Raw genomic sequence first — 18,508 nt, 5'->3', positions numbered from 1 at the left:
GGTCGACAGGGGCGGCGGGGGCCGGCCCGCGCGGGCCGGCCCCCGTGTGTCAGGGAAGGGGCCTCTAGGGCCAGGCGGACTCGATGGTCTCCAGGACGTCGTCGGTGGAGCTTCCGGTGACCCAGTCGACCATCCCGCTCCAGAAGACGTCTGTCCCCACGGAGGAGGGCATGGAGTCGCTGGCGTCGAAGTGGAAGACCGTGTCGGGCGCGAGCAGCACGTCGGCCGCGAACTGGGAGGCGGGGTCCTCGATCACGGACGTGTCCATGTTCCGGTTGGCCGAGATCCAGGCGCCCTGGGACGCGCGGCTGTCGGCGTACTCCGGGGTGGACAGGTACTCGTGCACCGCCGCGACCTCGGGCCGGTCGGCGAAGGGGACGGCGAATTCGCCGCCGCCCATGACCGGGACCTCGGCGCCGGCCTCCAGCGGGGGCAGGACGAAGCCGTAGACGTCGCCGTCCTCGGCCACCACGACGTCCTCCTCGAACTGCGCGGAGTAGAAGGAGCCCATCAGGTACATCGCGCACTCGCCGTCGAGCAGGGGCAGCCCCGCCTCCTGGAAGGAGGTGACGGCGATGCTCTCCACCCCGCCGAACGTGCCGTTGACGTAGTCGGGGTTGCGGACGATGCCGTCGGCCAGGTCGAAGGCCTCGGCGACCTGCGGGTCGTCGAAGGGGATGTCGTGGGAGATCCAGTCGTTGTAGGCGTCGGTGCCCGACGTGCGCAGCAGCGCGTTCTCGATCCAGTCCGTGCCGGGCCAGCCGGTGGCGTCGCCGGACTCGAAGCCCACGCACCAGGGGTCGGTGCCGGACTGGGCGATCTCGTCGCTCAGGGCCAGCATGTCGTCCCAGCTCTCGGGGGTCTCATAGCCCTTCTCCGAGAAGTAGGCCGGCGAGTACCACACCATCGACTTCATGTTGGCGCCGTAGGGGGAGCCGTACAGTTCACCGTCGAAGGTGGCGTAGCCGCGCCAGTCCTCGCCCCAGCCCTCCTCGACGTTGGCCCTGACCCCGTCGGCCACGGGGACCGCGTGGCCGTCCGCCACGACCCGCTCCAACAGGCCCGGCTGGGGGATCAGCGCCAGGTCGGGGGCGTTGCCGCCCTCTAGGCGGATGGGCAGTTGCGCCTCGAACTCTCCGCTGCCCTCGTGCTGGATGTCGATCCCCGTGCACGCCTCGAAGTCGGCCCAGGAGCGGTCCATGCGCTCGGCCTCCTCGTCGCGGATGGACGAGTAGACGGTGACTGTGCCCTCGGTGCCGCTCCACTGCTCGAAGGGGGCGCAGTCGACATCGGAGGCGTCGCCCGTGTCCGTGCCGCCGCCCTCACCGCTGAGGAAGGCGCAGCCCGAGGCCGCGAGGACGACGCTTCCGGCCGCTGCCGCCAGTGCCAGTGATCGGTGGCGGGCTCGGTGCTCTGGTCTCAGCATGGGGGACCTCTCCCTTGTCTCGGGGGCCGGTGTGACCCAGGGCATAACGTTCACGATGCAAGCTGTTCTGGGAGGGAATGTCCATACTCTTCGCAAGATCTTTCGTAACAATGACGAAACCCTCTGGTTGCAACCGGAAAATTCTTGCTGCTCTCCCCGGCTCCGGTCCTGACACCGCACACTTGCGGGCACTCCGGTGCGGCCGCGTTCTAGATTGGTGGCATGCCTGACGTATCCCAGGGCCCTGACCGGGGCGGACCCGAACTGCACACCGCGCTTGTCGGCTACGGCAAGGGCGGCCAGGTCTTCCACGCCCCGCTCATCGACGCCGTCCCGGGCCTGCGGCTGTCCGCCGTGGTCACCGGCAGCCCCGAGCGCCGTGCCGCAGCCGAGGCCCGCTATCCCGGCGTCACCGTCTATCCCACGGCCGAGGCGCTGTGGGCCGACGCCGACCGGTACGAGATCGCGGTCGTGACCACGCCCAACGATACCCACGCGCCCCTGGCCCGGGCCGCCCTGGAGGCCGGGCTCGCGGTGGTCGTGGACAAGCCCTTCGCCCTGACCGCGCACCAGGCGCGCGAGCTCACCGGCCTGGCCGGTGAACGCGGCCAGGTGCTCACCGTGTACCAGAACCGCCGCTGGGACGCGGACTTCCTCACCCTGTGGAACCTCGTCGAGGAGGGGGCGCTGGGCCGGGTGCACCGGTTCGAGTCGCGGTTCGAGCGCTGGCGTCCCGAGGCCAGGGGCACGTGGCGCGACAGCGGGGGCACCGCGGCGGGCGCGGGAATCCTCTACGACCTGGGGCCGCACCTCATCGACCAGGCGGTCACCCTGTTCGGCCCGGTCGCCTCCGTCTACGCGGAGGTGGACGCACTGCGGGAGGGATCCGCCGACGACGACGTCTTCCTGGCCCTCACCCACGCGCGGGGGACCCGCTCCCACCTGTGGATGAGCGCGCTCAGCGCCCAGAACGGGCCGCGGCTTCGGGTTCTCGGCGACCGGGGCGCCTTCACCGTCCAGGGCATGGACGGCCAGGAGGCGCGGCTCGGCGCGGGTGAGCGCCCCGACGCCCCCGACTGGGGCGCGGTGCCCGAGGAGGCGTGGGGCGTGTTCGGCTCCGGCGGGGACGTGCGTCCGGTTCCCAGCGAGCGCGGCGCCTACCCGGAATTCTACGCGGCGCTGCGGGACGCCGTGGGCGAGGGGGAGCCGCTCCCGGTCGACCCGCACGAGGTGATCCACGGCCTGGAGGTCATCGAGGCGGCGCGCCGCAGCGCCGCGGCCGGTGCCGTGGTCCCGCTCAGCGGCGCAGGGCGTGGCGCGTGAAGTCCACGAGGAAGGCCCGCAGGCGTTCCTGCTCGGCGTCGACCGCGGAGTCGGAGCCGAGGACGAGCCGGGTGATCTGCGGTGCGATCTGGGGCCACACCGCCAGACCGATCAGGGTGAGCAGCAGCCGCCGGGTGTCGGCGCACCCGGCCTCGGCCGCACCCTCGGACAGGGACGCGACCTTGGCGTCGTAGAGGGCGGTGCGCTCCTCCTCCGCGGGCAGCCGCGTGTTGCCGTAGTGCAGCGACTCCCACAGCAGCAGGCGCAGCACCTCCGGATGGGAGCGGTGGTAGTCGAAGACGCGGGCGACGTAGGCGGCGGGGTCCTTGTCGTCGGGCAGGGTGACGGCCGCGGAGAGTTCGTCGAGGGCCTGGACCGCCACGTACCGGAACAGTTGTTCCTTGTCGCCGAAGTAGGCGTAGATGCGCTGCTTGTTGATCCCGGCCCGGTCGGCGATGCGGTCCACGCGCGCACCGGCGATGCCGTGTTCGGCGAACTCGTCCCGGGCCGCCTGGAGGAGGAGCGCGCGGGTGGTCTCGGTGCGGGTGGCGTTGCGCATGCCGCCAGCGTAGCCAACCGGGGGACGCCGGTCCGGGAAGCCGAGGCAGGTCCCGGCCCGCGCACGCCCGTCGGGGCCTATGTTGGAGGGAGGCCGGGAAGCGTTTCGAACGAAGGAGTCCTGCCGTGGCCCAGGTGCTCGTGGTCGCCGACGACCTCACCGGAGCCAACGCCACCGGGGCCAGGTTCGCCCGCACCGGGATGCGTGTGGCCACGGTGACGCCCGAGCACGTGAGCCGGGTGGAGGGCGACTACGACGTGGTCGTGGCCAACCTCGACAGCCGCCACGTCCCCGCCGAGCAGGCCGCGGACCTGGTCACCGACGTGGTCGAGGCCGTGTGGCCGGTGGGGCTGGTGGTCAAGCGCACCGACAGCACCCTGCGCGGCAACATCGGGGCGGAGCTGGAGGCGGTCTACGACGCGGTGTGCGAGCGGGTGCCCCCCGGGACGCGGGTGCGGGTGCTGTTCACCCCCGCCTTTCCCGGGTCGGGGCGCACCACCGAGAACGGGATCCACCTGCTCAACGGGCTCCCCCTGGAGCGCACCGACCTGGCGTCGGACCCGTTCAACCCGATGACCACCAGCGTGGTGGCCGACATCCTCGCGGCCCAGACCGACCTGCGGGTGCGCCACGTCCCCGTCCGCCAGGTGACCCGGACGATCCTCACCGCCGAACTCCTGGCCGGGGACGAGCCGGTGGTGGTGTGCGACGCAAGCACCGAACAGCACCTCACCGACATCGCCGAGGCCGCGGCCGCCGCCCACCACGACCACGGTGTCGTGTGGGTGTCGGCCGACCCCGGGCCCACCGGAGCCCTGCTCTCCTATGCCCTGCGGCTGCGCGGCCAGGCCGGGTCGCGTGGCCCCTTGCTTGGCGTCGCGGGCAGTACCACCGACCTGACCCGCCGCCAGTTGGCCAACGTCGCCAGGACCGGGGCCGTGCGCTTCGTCGACACCGACGCCGTCGCGCTGAGCGACCCCGGTTCCGGGCACGCCGACGCCGTGGCCGGGGAGTTGACGGACCGGCTGTCGTCGTCGGGCTTCCCGGACCTGTGCGTCCTGCGGGTGGTGACCACCCCCGAAGAGGTCAGGGCGCTGCCCGCCCAGACCAGGGCCGACCTTCCGGGGCGTGTCGCGCGGCTGGTGGCCGACGTGGTCACCGGGCTCGCCGACACCCGCGGCGCGCAGTCCCTGCCCAGCGGCCTGTACCTGACCGGGACCGACCTCGCGGCCAGCCTGCTGGACGAACTGGGCGTGCACGCCGTCGAGATCGCGGGCGAGGTGGTCCCCCTGGCGGTGCGCGGGCACCTGAGCGGCGGTCCGCTGGACGGTACACCGCTCGTGGCCAAGGGCGGGCTGGTCGGCGACGACGGCACCCTGGTGGAGTGCCTGGCCAAGCTGCGCCGCGCCGTCCAAGCCCGCCTGCACCGCGTCCACTCGGAGGTCTCCGAGCATGTCGTCCCGGCTCCCACCCGCGATCCGTCCTGAGGTAGGGCCGTCTCACGCGGCGGCCGGTTCGGCTCCCAGGTGGTCGGCGGCCAGCCGTCCCACGAGCCCGGCCAGCGCCTCGGGCGCCTCCAGCGGCCCCATGTGACCGGTCCCCGGGATCTCCCGTACCTCCTCGCAGCGGCCCACCAGCGACCCGATGCGGTGCGCGTGCCAGGGCGGGGTGAACGCGTCGTCGCCGCCGGCCACGACCACGGTCGGCGCCGTGAGCGCTCGGGCGGGTCCGGACAGTTCCAGTTCGGCGAGCACCGCGCCCCAGCGGCCGCGTGGGACCCCGGCGCAGGTGCGCACGAGCCGGGAGGTCAGTTCGACGGCGCGGCGGTCGGCCTCCGGGCTCAGGACCAGGTACCTCAGCGCGGCCGCGGTCACCGGGTTGTGTGCGCCCAGTGGCAGGGTGGCGCGCAGGAGGGCCCGGGCGCCCAGCTGGCTGAGCGCCCCGGGCAGGGGGAGGGCGGTGGAGCGTGCGACGAGATCGGTGCACCCGGTGTTGGTGAGCAGGACCGCGGCGGCGCGGTCGGCGAACTCCTGGCGCGGCGCGGCGGCCAGGACGGACATCCCGCCCATGCTGTGGCCGACCACGACCGCGGTGCGGCCCCGGGGGACCGTGGCCGCCAGGACGGCGCACAGGTCGTCGGCCAGCTTCTCCGTGCCGTACCCGGCTCTGGTGAGGGGGGTCTGGCTCCGGCCGTGGCCGCGCTGGTCGTAGAGCACCACCCGCATCCCCGCGTCCAGGGCGCGGACCACCGGGCTCCACGACGCCAGGGAGGTCGACCAGCAGTGGGAGAACACGGCGGTCGGCCCGTCCTCGGGGCCGCGCACCTCGACGTGCAGGCGGGTGGTGTCGGCTGAACGCACCTTGCGGACCTGGACCCGGTCCATGTGTTCGATGGCCATGGGGACCTCTCAGTCGTCGGGTGTGATGTCGGGGACCGGACAGGAGGGGTTCCGGAACCGGTGGCCGGGTGCCCGACCCACAGGTCGGGCCCGTCCGGCTCCCCGGTGCCCTCGGGCCCGTCCGGGGCCCGGACCAGGACGGCGCGCGACCCTATCGAAGGCCGCGCCCACACCGGGGCGGGCGGAGAACCGGGGCGGCCCTCACCGGCCCCCGGTACTCCTCTTCCTTGCCGAAACCGCTCATCGCCTCCGCCTCCTCAGGCCTGCGCGGCGCGCGTGCGGGAGGCACGCGTCGTCCGGAGTTCGTCGTTGTGGGGGTGGTGCACCGTTGGTGGGCGAGGCGGCACGAGCACACACCGGTGCCCGGGAGCGATCCCCGCTCCTGGCCGTCGTACCCCGGCCGGGCTGCGTCACGCCTGCCCCGGGCGGGGCGCGGGTTGTCGGACCCCCGCCGCCCCTGGCCGGGGCACAGCTCACCGAGGGGCGGTGGCGTGCGCGGTGGGAGGCCGCCCGTTCCCTCCTGCCCGCCGACGGCGGGTCCGGCAGGCGCTACGGCAACGAGGCGATCCGCCTCGCACCGCAGGGGCCGCGGTCCCTGGGCTGGAGGCGGGGCCCAATACCGCATTGACGAACGTGCAAGGCGCGCGGACACGACGGTACGCAACGTCCGGGTGTACCAGGGCCGGGGTCTTCTCGCACCTCCGCGCGGACGGGGGCGTGGGGGGATCTGCTCCGAGGCGCACCCGGCACGTCTGCGGCTCATCGGCCAACTGCTGTGGCGGGGCTGCGCCTTCGCCAGCATCGGGGAGGTGTTCCGGGTGTGGGAGCGCGGCGGCGACCTCTCCGGCATCCTCGGGTTCGCATCGGCGACCGGGGACGCCGGGAGCGCCGCCGACGTCACCCCCGCCGACCTGTGCGGCGTGTTCGGCACGGGGGTGACGCCCCGGACGATAGAGCGCGCCGTCGACCGGGGCCCTCGAACGCGACGGACTGCGCTTCCGCGTGCTGGGCCCGCGGCTGCTGTCGGCCGGAGCCGAACCCGTCGCGGTGGGCCTCCCCGTGGACACGGCACTCGACACCGCGGAGCACCTGCGCGACAAGGTCGGCCATGTCGCCGAGCACGTGGTCCGTCCGGTCGCCGGGCACGTCCTGGAGCGGTACGCCCCCCAGACGCTGGTCCGCAGCGGCAGCGAGGAGGTCACCGGGACCGCCGGGGTGACCCGCAGGGTGCGCCCGCTCGCCCAGCAGGCCGTCGACGCGGTCCTGGTCCAGACGATGGCGGAGAACGTCAACGACGTGAGGGGCGGGCACTGCGCCCCGGCCGTGGAGCACCTGCGCGGTGCCGCCGACCGCTCCCAGGAGCACGAGGCACTCGTCTGACCTGCGGGGGGAGCGCTCCCGTGCCGCGCGGGCGGGGGCGCCCCCGCCCGGTCAGCCTACGCCGTTCCCGGAGCGGTCCTCGGCCACGGACAGCGGCAGCGGCACGGTGTGGCGCAGTTCGGCGAAGGCCCCGGCCGGCACGGCGGGGGAGCGCGGGTACACCGGCCTCAGGCGGCGGTACTCCGTGCCCTGGGCGGGCCGCGGGTCCTCCTCGCCCCGGTTCGGCCACAGCGACATGGCGCGCTCGGCCTGCGCTGTGATGGTGAGCGACGGGTTCACGCCCAGGTTGGCGGTCACCGCGGAGCCGTCCACCACGTGCAGGCCCGGGTAGCCGTAGACCCGGTGGTAGGGGTCGACCACACCGCTGTCCGCGCTGTCCCCGATCGGGCAGCCGCCCAGGAAGTGGGCCGTCAGCGGGATGTCGAAGACCTCCCCCCAACTGCCGCCCGGGAACCCGTCGATCTCGGCCGCCAGCCGCGAGGCCGCCTCCTCAGCGGCCGGGATGTAGCTGGGGTTGGGCTCGCCGTGGCCCTGCCGCGAGGTGAGCCTGCGGCCGAACAGGCCCCGCGTCAGCGAGGTGGTCAGCGAGTTGTCCAGGGACTGCATGACCAGCGCGATGACGGTGCGCTCCGACCACCGCCGGGCGGAGAGGCTGCGGGCGAAGACGTAGGGGTGGCGCAGCGCCTCCCCGAGGAACCGCAGCCAGCGCGGCACCCTGCCGCCGCCCGGGACCTGGACGGTGGTGAGCAGCCCCATCGCGTTGGAGCCCTTGCCGTACCGGACGGGTTCGATGTGGGTGTTCTCGTCCGGGTGGATGGAGGAGGTGATGGCCACGCCCTGGGTGAGGGACTCCTCCGGGGGCGGCACGCGGCGGCTCATCGCGCCGACGAGGGCCTCGGAGTTGGTCCTGGTCAGGTGGCCGAGCCTGGGGGACAGGCGCGGCAGGGTCCCGGACTCGCGCATCCGGTGCAGCAGGTTCTGGGTGCCCCAGGTACCGGCGGCCACCACGACCTGGCCCGCGGTGAACGTGCGGGTGCCGCCCCTGCGCCGTCCGGTGGGGACGGCGTCGACGGCGAACCCGCCGCCGGGCAGTGCGCGGACGCGCTCGACCGTGGTCAGCGGGTGGATCCTCGCTCCGTCCCGCTCGGCGAAGTACAGGTAGTTCTCGGTGAGGGTGTTCTTGGCGCCGTGGCGGCAGCCGGTCATGCACTCGCCGCACTGGGTGCAGGCCCTGCGGTCGGGCCCGGCGCCGCCGAAGTAGGGGTCGCCGACCGGTGCTCCGGGCCCGCCCCGGTTCCCCGCGCCGTCCCGGCCGTCGCCGAAGCACACGCCCACGGGTGTGAGGCGGAACGAGTCCGCCACGCCCATCTGCTCGCCGACGGCCCTCAGCGCGCGGTCAGAGGGGGTGAGGGTGGGGTTGGTGCGGACCCCGAGCATGCGTCGGGCCTGGTCGTAGAAGGGTGCCAGTTCGGTCTTCCAGTCGGTGATGTGCCGCCACTGCGGGTCCTCGAAGAAGGGGTCCAGCGGGTGGTAGAGCGTGTTCGCGTAGTTGAGCGAACCGCCGCCCACGCCTGCCCCGCCGAGGACCATCACGTCGCGGAGCAGGTGGATGCGCTGGATGCCGTACAGGCCGAGCCGGGGCGCCCACAGGAAGTTCCTGAGGTCCCAGGAGGTGGAGGGCAGTGTCTCGGGGGTGAAGCGGCGTCCGGCCTCCAGGACGCCGACCCGGTACCCCTTCTCGGTGAGGCGCAGGGCGCTGACCGACCCTCCGAACCCGGAACCGATCACGAGGACGTCGTATTCGTGCTGTTCGGAGGTGGTCTCGGGGTGGTGGGCGGCAGCGTTGGTCGTGCGGTGAGGGGACACGTGGGACCTTTCTTCGCTCAGGCGTCGCGATCCCGTCGTGCGCCGGATGCGAGTCCGCCACGCCAAAGATGCCAACTGGAAATGTGACATTTTCTATCGCAACGTTCGTTACTACCGCCGAGTAGGCGTGTTCATACAACACGCGAGGCGCGCATCGGCGCAACCCCTCGCTTCCCCCGTCGCCGCTCCGCGCGGCGAAGCTCTGGAGGGATCCCATGGCTTCTGGCGCGAGGCCTGAGGGGTCCCGGGACGTGGCCGGACACGGCACGGGCGGAACGCGCTGGCGCCGCTTCGCGCTCGTCGCGGTTCCGGGCCCCACCGCCGCCGTTCTGGGCGCTGGGACGACCCGGGGGGCTCCTGGCCGCCTCGTTCGGGGTCTGCGGCGACGGCGTCAACGGCGTCCAGCGAGGAATCCTGGTCCGTTCACGGCCGGGAGGAACCGCTTTCCCGGCCCCGGCCGGACGACCCGCGGCGGCGCCCCGCCCCCGGCCACCGTCAGTGTCCGGAGATCAGACGGCTGGGCCGCCCCACGTGGGACACGTACAGCGCGTCCCTGGCCCGGGTGGCGGCCACGAACAACAGCGTCCGCTCCCGCTGGTAGGCGTGCTCCAGGGCCACCTGGTCACCGTCGGCCGCCTCGATCGCCGCCTTGGGCGGGAGCAGGTGGTCGCTGACCCCCAGCAGGGCCACGCAGCGGAACTCCTGCCCCTTGAGCCGGTGCATCGTGCCGATCCGGACCGCGGAGCCGTCACCGGGGCCCTCCAGCGGGGCGGTGCGCACGCCCCCGGCCTCCAACTCCTTGGCGGCGGCGCGCACCACCCACTGGTTGCGCCCGGCCACGGCGATGTCGGCGGGCGCGACCCCGGCCTCCAGCCACACCCGGATCCGGCTTCCGAGCGCGGAGAGCTCCTCGGCACGGTCGGCGCACGCGCGGACCACCGGCCGCGGTCCGTGCAGCAGCGACCGGAAGCCCGCCAGGGTGTCGGCGTCCTCGTCCATGCCGAGCGCGGCGCGCCTGCCCAGGATCGGGATGCTCCAGTCCAGGATCTCCTGGGTCACGCGGTAGCTGACCCGGAGCCGTCGCCCGCGTCCGCGCACGTTGATCCCCAACGAGGCCAGCGAGACGCGGTTGTCGGACACGCGCTGGTACGGGTCGCCGACGATGAACAGGTCGTCGGGCCCCTCGGGCACCGCCGCCCTGAGCATCCGCCACTGGGCCGGGTGCAGGTCCTGGGCCTCGTCGACCACCGCGTGCCGGAACAAGGGCTCGCCGCGCTCCAGGAGCCGGGCCGCCTCGGCGGCCAACTGGGGCCGGGACCACAGCCCCTCGACGCGCATGGCGCCCACGTAGCGCCGCACGGTCTCCCACACCTGGCGGCGGTGCTCGGGTGCCAGGTGCTGTACCCGGCCGTTGCGGTCGCAGCGGATGTACCGCGCGAGCTCCTCCAGGTTCTGGGCGAGCAGGACCTGCTCCCACTCGTCGGCCAGGAACCGGCCGGAGAAGGGGAGGCCGTCGGCGACGGCCAGCGCACGCCAGCGCTGGGCCAGCTCCTCCTCGTCGATGAGTCGGGGGGCGACGCCGGAGCGGGCCGCGGCCACGGAGCGGGCCAGGCCGTCGATCGTGGACACCCGGACCCGCGCCCGGGTACCCGGATCGGGCAGCAGTTGGTCCAGGCGCTCGGACAGGGTCTGCGCGAGCGTGCGGTTGCCGGTGGTGAGCAGGACCGACGCGCGCGTGCTCTCGGGGCGGGCGGCCGCCTCCCGCGCCGCCAGGCGGGCGGCGCGGTGCAGGGCGACGGCGGTCTTCCCGGTGCCGGGGCCGCCGGTGATCTGTACGGAGCCGTTGAAGCGGGCCTCGGCGAGGGCGTGCTGGTCCGGGTGGAGGCTGATCCGCCACTGGTCGAAGGGCGCCCTCAGGGCTCCGGCGAGTTCGGGCGGGCCGGCGGGTGTGGGGTCGGCGCCTGCGGCGGCCGGTGCGCCCGGGCGCAGGCCCCGGGCGAAGGTGAGCGCCTCGTCGTGCGGGCGCACGGCGAGTAGGCGGTAGTGCGGCTCCGCCGCGGCCTCCTCCGGGCCGTCCTCCGCGGAGTCGGGCAGGACGACGCCGAACCAGTCGGGGGCGATGCCGAGGACCCGTACACGGGGATCGGCGGCACCCTCGACGGATTCCAGATCGGGGTCGTCGCCCGCCTGGCAGGCGCGCATCGCGCTCAGCGTGTGTAGCTGAACCTCGGGCGTGAGGCGGGTGAAGTCGCTGAGAAACGTCGGGGCGATCGCAAGGGCGGTCACGTCGTGTGGTCCTCCGGTCTTCGACCAATGGGGCGGTGCGTGTGCGGTCGGAACGGACGGTGTGGATCCAGAGGAAGCCGGCCGGTGGCCTCTGTACAGGAAGGATGCTCGCGGTGGAATTCCGGCAAACGCCGTTCGAGGGGCGATCCGCGACATTCGCGATAGCCGCGTTCATTCCGTCATCAGGGCAGGTGGAAGCGGTTTTTGCGGAAGCCCGTTCGATGGAGCTGGGCGGCTCTTCCGTAGCGGGTTCCGGGGGTCCGCCTGACCTGGGGTTCTCCCGTCGGCTCTGCTGTCCGAAAACGGGTTAATAGACTGTCCGAAACGCGAGGCGTGAGGGCGCCTCTGAGCCGCAGACCGGGGACCGGGGAGGCGGAAGCGGCTCCGCGGGTGTGCGCGGTGAGGGATGCCCTGCCGGGGCCACAGAGGGCGAACCCGGACATGCGGCAGGACCGAAACCCGGATCGGTGCGGGACGCGAGGGCGGGATCGTGGCCGGATCAGGACACACGGGTGTGCGGAAGGGCCCGGACGCGAGATCGTGGGCGGATGCGCCCGCTCCGCGCGGTCCAGGGCTCTGCCGAGGTCCGTCCTGCCTCGGCAGAGCCCTCAACCGCACCGTGGGTCGGGACCCGGTTCCGGCAAGGCCGCAGTACGTGAGCCCGCTCCGTGCCCGCCGGGTGCCCCAGGGGAGGGTCCGGCGGAGAACGGCGGAGTTCTGGAGCCCGCCATCACAGGTAACTCTCGGACACCCGTCCGCCCGGCCCGCGGCGTGCGCGATGATGGGTGCGCCCGTACCGACGGAGGAAAAGGGGTGGTGTGGCCGTGTGGATCGCTGTGGCCGGGGCCGGGGCCGGTGCGGGGTTCCTGGCACTGGTACCACTGGCATGGACCTACCTGGCCAGCGCGGGCCGCCGCAAGCGCGCCGACCGTGTACCGCACCGGCCGGTCGCCGTCGTCCTCGGTGCCGCGGCCTGGCCCGAAGGGCCCTCACCGCTGCTCGCCCGCCGACTCGACCTCGCCGTCCGGCTCTACGACGAGCGCCGGGTCGACGCCGTCATCGTCTCCGGGGACAACCGCGAGGTCTCGTGCCGGGAGACCGACACCATGACCCGCTACCTCGTGGCCCGCGGTGTCCCCGCCCACCGGGTGCGGGCCGACCCCCACGGGTACCGCACCTGGGACACCTGCGTGCGCGTGCGCGAACTCTTCGGCGTCGACGCCGCCACCATGGTCACCCAGGCCTTCCACCTCCCGCGCACCGTCGCGCTCGCCAGGGCCGCCGGGATCGATGCCGTCGGTGTCGGCGACGCGAGCCTGGGCGCCCGTCGGCGCCCCACCGTCCTCGGCTACGCGCGTGAGGCCGGGGCCGCACCCAAGGCCCTGCGCGACGCACTCCTGCGCCCCGCCCCCGCCGAGGCCGGGCTCTGACCCACCGCACCGGCACCCGGTTCGCCGTGGCCGTGGCCGGGCGCGATAATCGGCCCATGAACGCGACCACGGGAAACGACGCGAACAGTGTGGACTGGGCCGCCCTGGCCCCCGAGGGCGGTGAGCGCATCCCCGACCTCCTGGCCTCGCTCGCCGGGAGCGACGCGGCGCTCTCCGACCTCCACGACATCATCCGCTACCCGGAGCCCGGCCACCTCGCCGCGCCCGCGGCGGTCGGCTTCCTGGTCGACACCGCCTGCTCCCCGCAGACCCCGGCCGCCGACCGCTGGCGGCCGCTCAGCCTCCTCCTCGAACTGGTCTGCGGCCGTGCGGAGGAGTGCCTGCCCGCGCCCCGGAACCTCGCGCTGTGGCGGGACGAGGTCGCCTGGGTGGCCGCCACCGACCACGAGAAGGCGCTCGACCAGTACCGCGCATGGATCGCGGAGGCCGCCGACGAGCAGGAGTTCCACCGCCTGAGCGACCGGCTCGCCGTCCTGGAGCGGCCGAAGGGGGTCCAGGTCCTGCGAGCCGCGCTCGACACCTACGAGGCGGTCCTCGCGCGAGCGGGCGACCTGACCGCCCTCCTCAAGGACCCCGCCGACCGGGGCGGCATGGACCGCGCGGCCGAGTGGGCGAGCTACGTGCTCGCCTTCCTGCACGACGACGCCGAGCGCATCGCCGCCGAGATCACTGGGGCCTCTCAGGTCCTGCTCGCCAAGGACCTGCGCTCCGCCCCCCGGCCCCCCGCCAACCTGCGCGAGGCCATGGCCGGCACGGACGGCGGGGAGCCGCTGCCCGCCGAACTCTTCGCCCTGGGCATGCTGGCCGACCCCCGCGACACCGATACCACGGTCGCCCTCGCCCACCAGATGGCCGGGGGCAACCTCTACAACTCCTTCGCCGCCTCCGTGGCCATGGTGCTCCTCCACGGCGAGGACACCCCCCGCGAGGCCCTGCGCCGGATCGGTCGGGGCGGCGGAACGTCCACGGGCTACGAGGGACTGTTCAACGAGTCGTGGCCGCACTGCGGAACCCGGTCTCCGCAGGTCCTGGGGTTCCTCGCGCTCGGCCGCGCCGGGACGCGGGCCCGCCGCCTGCGCCTGGACATGCTGCCCGGCCTCCTGGAGAAGGAGGAGGACTCCCGCGCGCTGGTGGCCGGTGTCGCGCTGGAGACGGCGCTCGGTCCCCGTTCCCGGGGCTTCACGGCCCAGGAGCACGTCGAGGCCGACTACGGCGAGGACACGCTCAAGGTCCTGTGGGCCGTCGCCGAACTCCCAGCCTCCGCGTGGGAGGACGAGGAGTTCACGGCCACCCTGCGCGCGTGGGCGCTGCCCACCGACCGCGAGGAGTTCTGTGCCCTGGTCGGTGTGGAGACCGGCCCCGGGGAGGCGGAGGAGGCCGAGGAGCCCGCACCCGCGCCCACCGCGCCCGAACCCGGACTGTTCGGGCGCCTGTTCGGCGGCCGCTAAGCGGAGAGGGCGTCGTCGACCCCGGTCTCGTAGGGGCCGAGGAACCGGGGGGCCGGCGTGAACACCGCGTCGACCACCGCCGCCGCGGTCGCTGGCACCTCCCGGACCCAGCCGTAGACCGTGGCGAAGGTCCGCTCCCGGAGGCTGGAGTCGGCCACCCCCACCGCGTCGATGCCCGCCGAACGGCACAGCAGCACCGCACGCGGCAGGTGGAAGTCCTGGGTGACGACCGTGGCCGCCTCCACCCCGAACACCCGGTGCGCCCGGGTGCAGGAGTCCCAGGTGTCGAAGCCCGCGTAGTCGGCCACCACGCGGTCGGCGGGCACCCCGGCGTCGATCAGGTACGCGCGCATCGTGTCGGGCTCGTTGTAGTGCTCCACGCTGTTGTCCCCGCTGACCAGGATCGCCCGCACCCGGCCCGCGGAGTAGAGCGCTGCGGCGGTGTCCAGGCGGCGGGCCAGCAGCCTGCTCGGCAGCCCGTCCGGGCGCACCCCGGCCCCCAGGACCAGGGCCACGGGGCGCTCGGGCACCGTGTCGGCGGGGTGGCGGTCGCCGGAGGTGGAGGCGAGGGCCCACAGGAACGGGGCGCAGCCCGCCGCAACGGCGAGGGCGCACAGGGCGGCCATGCCCCGCGGCCCCAGCCGTTCCAGGGCCGCACGGACGGCTTTCAGGGGGGAGGAAGCGGAGATCGTCACGTTCGGGAAGACGAGCCGCACCGCCGAGGGGTTCCCGCGCCGGAGCCGCCGCCCCCCCCGCTCACCCCGGACCGTGCTCGACGCCGAGCGCGGCGAGCGCCCCGCGCACGCGGCCCCCGGCGGACGCCAGCGCCCGCTCGGCCCGGTCGGTGTCCGCTCCCGACAGGAGCGACACCAGGGCCACGCGGGTGTCGCCTCCGGAGCGGGCCAGTGCCCGCACGCACACGTGTTCCTCCAGCCCGGTCGCCTCCCCCAGGATCGCCACCACCCGCCCGCGCAGCTTGCCGTTGGTGGCGTCGACCCCCACCATCAGGTTCGAGTACGTGCGTCCCATCCGCACCATGACGGCGGTCGAGAAGGCGTTCAGCGCCAGCTTCTGCGCCGTGCCCGCCTTCATCCGGGTGGACCCCGCGACCACCTCCGCGCCCGTGTCCATCCCCACGTGCACGTCCACGCCCGAGGCCAGCGGAGCGTCCGGGTTCGCGCTGATGAGCACCGTGGCCGCCGCGTGCTCCCGGGCAGCCTCCAGCGCGCCGCCCACGTACGGGGTGCGCCCGCTCGCGGTCAGCCCCACGGCGAGCGACCCCGGAGCCAGCCCCGCCGCGTCGGCCCGGCCGGCGGCCCGGTCGTCCTCGGCCCCCTCCGCCGCGCGCGCCAGAGCACCGCAGCCGCCCGCGTGGTGGGCCACCACCCATCCGGGCGGCACACCGTAGGTGGGCGGCAGCTCGGCCGCGTCCTGGGCGGCGATCCGCCCCGAGGTGCCCGCGCCGAAGTAGTGGACGGCCGCGCCCGACTCCAGCGCCGCCACAGCCAGTTCCACGGCGCGGGCCAACTCCGGTAGGACCGCCGCGACGGCCCCCGGCACGGCCTGGTCCTCCGCGTTGATCCGCCGCAGGACCTCCAGGGCCGGGATCAGGTCGATGTCACGGGTCCGGTCGTTGCGCTCCTCGGTCGGCGAGCGGACGACCACGGCGTCACCGCCCTCCGCGCCGTTCCGATCCGGGGCCGCGCCCCGGGAGCCGTCCCCGTGCACGGCGTCCTCTCCTCCGGTCCGCACCGGCCGCCCCCTCACCTGGTGGTACGCAGTTCCCTGACCGCTTCGCGGGTGGTCTCCAGAGCACCGCGGCTCTCGGCCCGGCGGCTCTGCGCCACCCCCACGAAGAGGCAGTCCACGACCGTCAGCGGTGCGATCCTGCTCGCGGTCGCGCCCGAACGGAAGGTGGTCTCCCGGGCCGCGGTCGTCAGCACGTGGTCGGCGTGGCCGATGGGGGAGCGGGGGAAGCTGGTGACCGCTACCGTCCGGGCGCCGCGCCTTCCCGCCTCGGCGAGTGCGCGCACGGTGTCCAGGGTGGTGCCCGTGTGGGAGAAGCCCAGGGCCACATCGCGCCCGTCGAGCAGGGCCGCGCTGGTGAGCATGGCGTGCCCGTCCGTCCAGGCGAAGGAGGTCAGCCCGATCCGGTGCAGTTTCTGCTGGAGGTCGGCTCCCACGAAGCCGCTCGCCCCCACCCCGTACACGTCGATCCGGCGGGCGGCGGCCAGCGCGTCGACGACCGCGCGCAGGACGTCGACGTTCAGCACGGTACCGGTCTCCTGCACGGTGCGCGCGTCGGTGGCGGTGATCTTGCGGACCACCGTGGCCAGGCCGTCGCCCGGGTCGATGTCGCCCACGGGTTCGGGGGTGCCGGAACGGGCGCCACTGGTCCGGCCGACCTCGGTGGCCAGGGCCAGGCGCAGTGCGCGGTAGCCGCGGAAGCCGATGGTCCGGCAGAACCGGATCACGGTGGCCTCGGAGATGGCGCAGTCCTGGGCGAGCCGGGTGATGGAGGAGGCGGCCGCCCGCTCGGGGTCGTCGACGACCCGTTGGGCGACCCTGCGTTCGGCGGGGGCGAGGGAGGGCAGCAGTGACCGGATGCGCAGGACGATGGCGGGCGCGGAGGACCCGGCCACCTCCCAGGAGGCGCGGTCGGCCGGAGGCTGCGAAGTGTGCGCCATGGACGAAAGTTTCTTTCGGGCGTAGGGCGGGCGTCAACGGGTGGAAGGGAAACAGCGGGGAAACCAGGATTCCAAGTGATCCGAGCGGGGCGGAGGCCGGGGGCCGGTTGCGGAGCACGGGAGGACACCAAGAGTCGGTCGTGAATTCGGCTGGATCCGGGCCGGGGGGTGCTCACAGGGCGCGTGAGTCGCTAGTGTCGAACACATGACTCAGAACCATGACCCCAACACCGACCCGGCGGGGAACACCCAGCACTTCCGCCGGTTCGTCGATGAGAACCCCGCGGCCGAGGAGCCCGAGCGCCGCCCGGTGCTGCCCATCGTGCTCATCGCGGTCGGGGTGCTCCTCGCCGTCGCCGTGGCGGTCGCGCTGTTCGTGACTCTGACCTGACCGCGCGCCCGCCGCCGGGAACGGTGACAGGGCCTGGTGTCCGGACCGGGACAGCGTTCGCGGCCGCCCTCCGCTGCTGCTAAAGTCGTAGGTGTCGCCAGCGGGGCTCTTTCCCTGCGCTCGGCGGCGAGCGTCATTAGCTCAGTTGGCAGAGCAGCTGACTCTTAATCAGCGGGTCCGGGGTTCGAGTCCCTGATGACGCACCGGTGGACCGCCCCCGGCCGACGGGTTCCATGCCCGAGTGGCCGGGGGCGTTCGCGTCGTGGTGTGGTCCACGACGCGCCGAGGGATGGTTCGAGCGACTTCGGTCATCCGGTAGAGTTGTCCCCGTCGCCGAGGGGGACCGAGGAGTTCACCCGAGGGAATGCGCGTCATTAGCTCAGTTGGCAGAGCAGCTGACTCTTAATCAGCGGGTCCGGGGTTCGAGTCCCTGATGACGCACCGAGAACCAGGCCCCGGCTAGCGCCGGGGCTTTTTCGCGCCCTGAGCCGCCTCCCCGGGCCGTCCGCGGGGGTGTGCCTCCCGGGGCGGGCAGGGACGGCGCCGGGTTCGGTCGGTGGATTGCTCTAGGGTGATGGAACACTCCGGCCTGCTCAGCCGTGCCGTGAGCACCCAGGAAAAGCGCGAATAGCGATCCTCTCATCGCTCTTCGTATTCCCCTTGCGTGGTGCGGGCGCGCTCGCCGGCCGTGAGTGCCGTCCCCCATCCCCTGTGCCGTCCTTTCCGGGGCGTCCCCTTCATCACCGGAGTACCCCATGGCTTTCCTTTCCCCCACCGTCCGCGGCGCGGCCCTGTCGGCGGCCGCGGTCGGTGCCGCCCTCGGCCTGACCGGCTGCGGCGTGCTGATGCCCCTCCTCGGCGGCAGTGCCTTCCAGCTCGAGGTCGGCGACTGCTTCACCGAGGAGGAGGTGTTCGACAGCAGTGCCCAGCAGGAGGTGACCGATGTTCCGCTGGTCGACTGCGCCGAGCCGCACGACTCCGAGGTCTTTCTCAACCACGATGTCGCGGGCGGCGCATTCCCCGGCGATGAGGCGCTCCAGACGGAGGCGGAGGAGGCGTGCCTCGGTCAGGCCTTCACCGACTTCGTCGGGGTCCCCTACGTGGACTCGGAGATCTACGCTGGCTGGCTGGTCCCGACCCAGCAGTCCTGGGAGAACCTCGACGACCGCAGGATTACCTGCTACCTGCTCGTCCTTGACGAGACGGTCACCGGCACCCTCCAGGGTGCCAGCCGCTAACGGCCCGCGTCGGCCCCTGCCCGCGCCAGCATGGACCGGCCGTGCGGGCGCGGG

The 18,508-nt window shown here is 73.7% G+C and carries 14 protein-coding genes, 2 tRNA genes and 2 pseudogenes; 10 read left to right on the top strand and 8 right to left on the bottom strand.

Annotated features, from left to right (window positions below):
- Positions 1 to 64: 64 nt before the first annotated feature.
- Positions 65 to 1,426: an ABC transporter substrate-binding protein gene (locus B042_RS0106095; RefSeq protein ID WP_028647529.1), complete on the bottom strand. Its 1,362-nt coding sequence runs from the start codon at positions 1,424 to 1,426 to the stop codon at positions 65 to 67.
- Positions 1,427 to 1,648: 222 nt separating this feature from the next.
- On the opposite strand from B042_RS0106095, the gene B042_RS0106090 reads away from it, so the two are divergent.
- A complete protein-coding gene (locus tag B042_RS0106090) occupies positions 1,649 to 2,749 on the top strand; it encodes a Gfo/Idh/MocA family oxidoreductase (protein WP_028647528.1) in 1,101 nt (366 codons plus the stop codon).
- Here B042_RS0106090 and B042_RS0106085 read toward each other — a convergent pair.
- Positions 2,724 to 3,308 carry a TetR family transcriptional regulator gene (locus B042_RS0106085; protein WP_028647527.1) on the bottom strand — a complete coding sequence of 195 codons (585 nt, stop codon included), beginning with the start codon at positions 3,306 to 3,308 and terminating at the stop codon, positions 2,724 to 2,726. The genes B042_RS0106090 and B042_RS0106085 overlap by 26 nt on opposite strands.
- 125 nt (positions 3,309 to 3,433) lie before the next feature.
- Between B042_RS0106085 and B042_RS0106080 the strand changes: the two genes are divergently transcribed.
- Positions 3,434 to 4,795: a four-carbon acid sugar kinase family protein gene (locus B042_RS0106080; protein WP_028647526.1), complete on the top strand. Its 1,362-nt coding sequence runs from the start codon at positions 3,434 to 3,436 to the stop codon at positions 4,793 to 4,795.
- A 12-nt stretch (positions 4,796 to 4,807) separates the two neighbouring features.
- Here B042_RS0106080 and B042_RS0106075 read toward each other — a convergent pair whose 3' ends face one another.
- Positions 4,808 to 5,707, bottom strand: a complete 900-nt coding sequence (locus B042_RS0106075; RefSeq protein WP_028647525.1) for an alpha/beta fold hydrolase — start codon at positions 5,705 to 5,707, stop codon at positions 4,808 to 4,810.
- A 623-nt stretch (positions 5,708 to 6,330) separates the two neighbouring features.
- Between B042_RS0106075 and B042_RS22105 the strand changes: the two are divergent.
- Positions 6,331 to 7,087, top strand: a pseudogene (locus B042_RS22105) (MerR family transcriptional regulator).
- A 51-nt stretch (positions 7,088 to 7,138) separates the two neighbouring features.
- Here the strand turns inward: B042_RS22105 and B042_RS0106065 are convergent.
- Positions 7,139 to 8,875, bottom strand: coding sequence for a GMC family oxidoreductase (locus B042_RS0106065; protein WP_304412542.1), 1,737 nt, complete (start codon positions 8,873 to 8,875; stop codon positions 7,139 to 7,141).
- A gap of 293 nt (positions 8,876 to 9,168) precedes the next feature.
- On the opposite strand from B042_RS0106065, the pseudogene B042_RS26390 reads away from it, so the two are divergent.
- A pseudogene (locus B042_RS26390) lies at positions 9,169 to 9,340 on the top strand (cholesterol esterase); the annotation flags it as partial.
- Between the two features lie 108 nt (positions 9,341 to 9,448).
- Here B042_RS26390 and B042_RS0106060 read toward each other — a convergent pair.
- Positions 9,449 to 11,239 (bottom strand): UvrD-helicase domain-containing protein, encoded by a 1,791-nt coding sequence (locus tag B042_RS0106060; RefSeq protein ID WP_028647523.1) that lies wholly within the window; start codon positions 11,237 to 11,239, stop codon positions 9,449 to 9,451.
- An 818-nt stretch (positions 11,240 to 12,057) separates the two neighbouring features.
- Here B042_RS0106060 and B042_RS0106055 point away from each other — a divergent pair.
- Together B042_RS0106055 and B042_RS0106050 are read left to right on the top strand one after the other, a co-directional pair.
- Positions 12,058 to 12,669: a vancomycin high temperature exclusion protein gene (locus B042_RS0106055; protein WP_028647522.1), complete on the top strand. Its 612-nt coding sequence runs from the start codon at positions 12,058 to 12,060 to the stop codon at positions 12,667 to 12,669.
- Positions 12,670 to 12,725: 56 nt separating this feature from the next.
- Positions 12,726 to 14,138, top strand: a complete 1,413-nt coding sequence (locus tag B042_RS0106050; protein ID WP_028647521.1) for a hypothetical protein — start codon at positions 12,726 to 12,728, stop codon at positions 14,136 to 14,138.
- Here B042_RS0106050 and B042_RS0106045 read toward each other — a convergent pair.
- The 3 genes from B042_RS0106045 to B042_RS0106035 form a co-directional block, all read right to left on the bottom strand.
- Entirely contained in the window at positions 14,135 to 14,764 is a 630-nt protein-coding gene (locus B042_RS0106045) for a vancomycin high temperature exclusion protein (RefSeq protein WP_081748629.1), read from the bottom strand. The genes B042_RS0106050 and B042_RS0106045 overlap by 4 nt on opposite strands.
- A gap of 130 nt (positions 14,765 to 14,894) precedes the next feature.
- Positions 14,895 to 15,890: an N-acetylmuramic acid 6-phosphate etherase gene (locus B042_RS0106040; protein WP_028647519.1), complete on the bottom strand. Its 996-nt coding sequence runs from the start codon at positions 15,888 to 15,890 to the stop codon at positions 14,895 to 14,897.
- Between the two features lie 11 nt (positions 15,891 to 15,901).
- Entirely contained in the window at positions 15,902 to 16,825 is a 924-nt protein-coding gene (locus B042_RS0106035) for a MurR/RpiR family transcriptional regulator (protein WP_028647518.1), read from the bottom strand.
- Positions 16,826 to 17,030: 205 nt separating this feature from the next.
- Between B042_RS0106035 and B042_RS0106030 the strand changes: the two genes are divergently transcribed.
- The 4 genes from B042_RS0106030 to B042_RS0106015 all read left to right on the top strand — a co-directional run bounded on the left by B042_RS0106030 (position 17,031) and on the right by B042_RS0106015 (position 18,454).
- Positions 17,031 to 17,216, top strand: a complete 186-nt coding sequence (locus B042_RS0106030; RefSeq protein WP_028647517.1) for a hypothetical protein — start codon at positions 17,031 to 17,033, stop codon at positions 17,214 to 17,216.
- Positions 17,217 to 17,346: 130 nt separating this feature from the next.
- Positions 17,347 to 17,419, top strand: a tRNA-Lys gene (locus tag B042_RS0106025).
- A gap of 165 nt (positions 17,420 to 17,584) precedes the next feature.
- A tRNA-Lys gene (locus B042_RS0106020) sits at positions 17,585 to 17,657 on the top strand.
- Positions 17,658 to 17,971: 314 nt separating this feature from the next.
- Entirely contained in the window at positions 17,972 to 18,454 is a 483-nt protein-coding gene (locus B042_RS0106015; RefSeq protein WP_028647516.1) for a septum formation family protein, read from the top strand.
- Positions 18,455 to 18,508 lie beyond the last annotated feature (54 nt).

Source organism: Nocardiopsis sp. CNT312, assembly GCF_000515115.1.
Taxonomy (GTDB): domain Bacteria; phylum Actinomycetota; class Actinomycetes; order Streptosporangiales; family Streptosporangiaceae; genus Nocardiopsis.
Note: the sequence above shows the minus strand (reverse complement) of the source record. Positions and strands in the feature narration are given on the sequence as shown.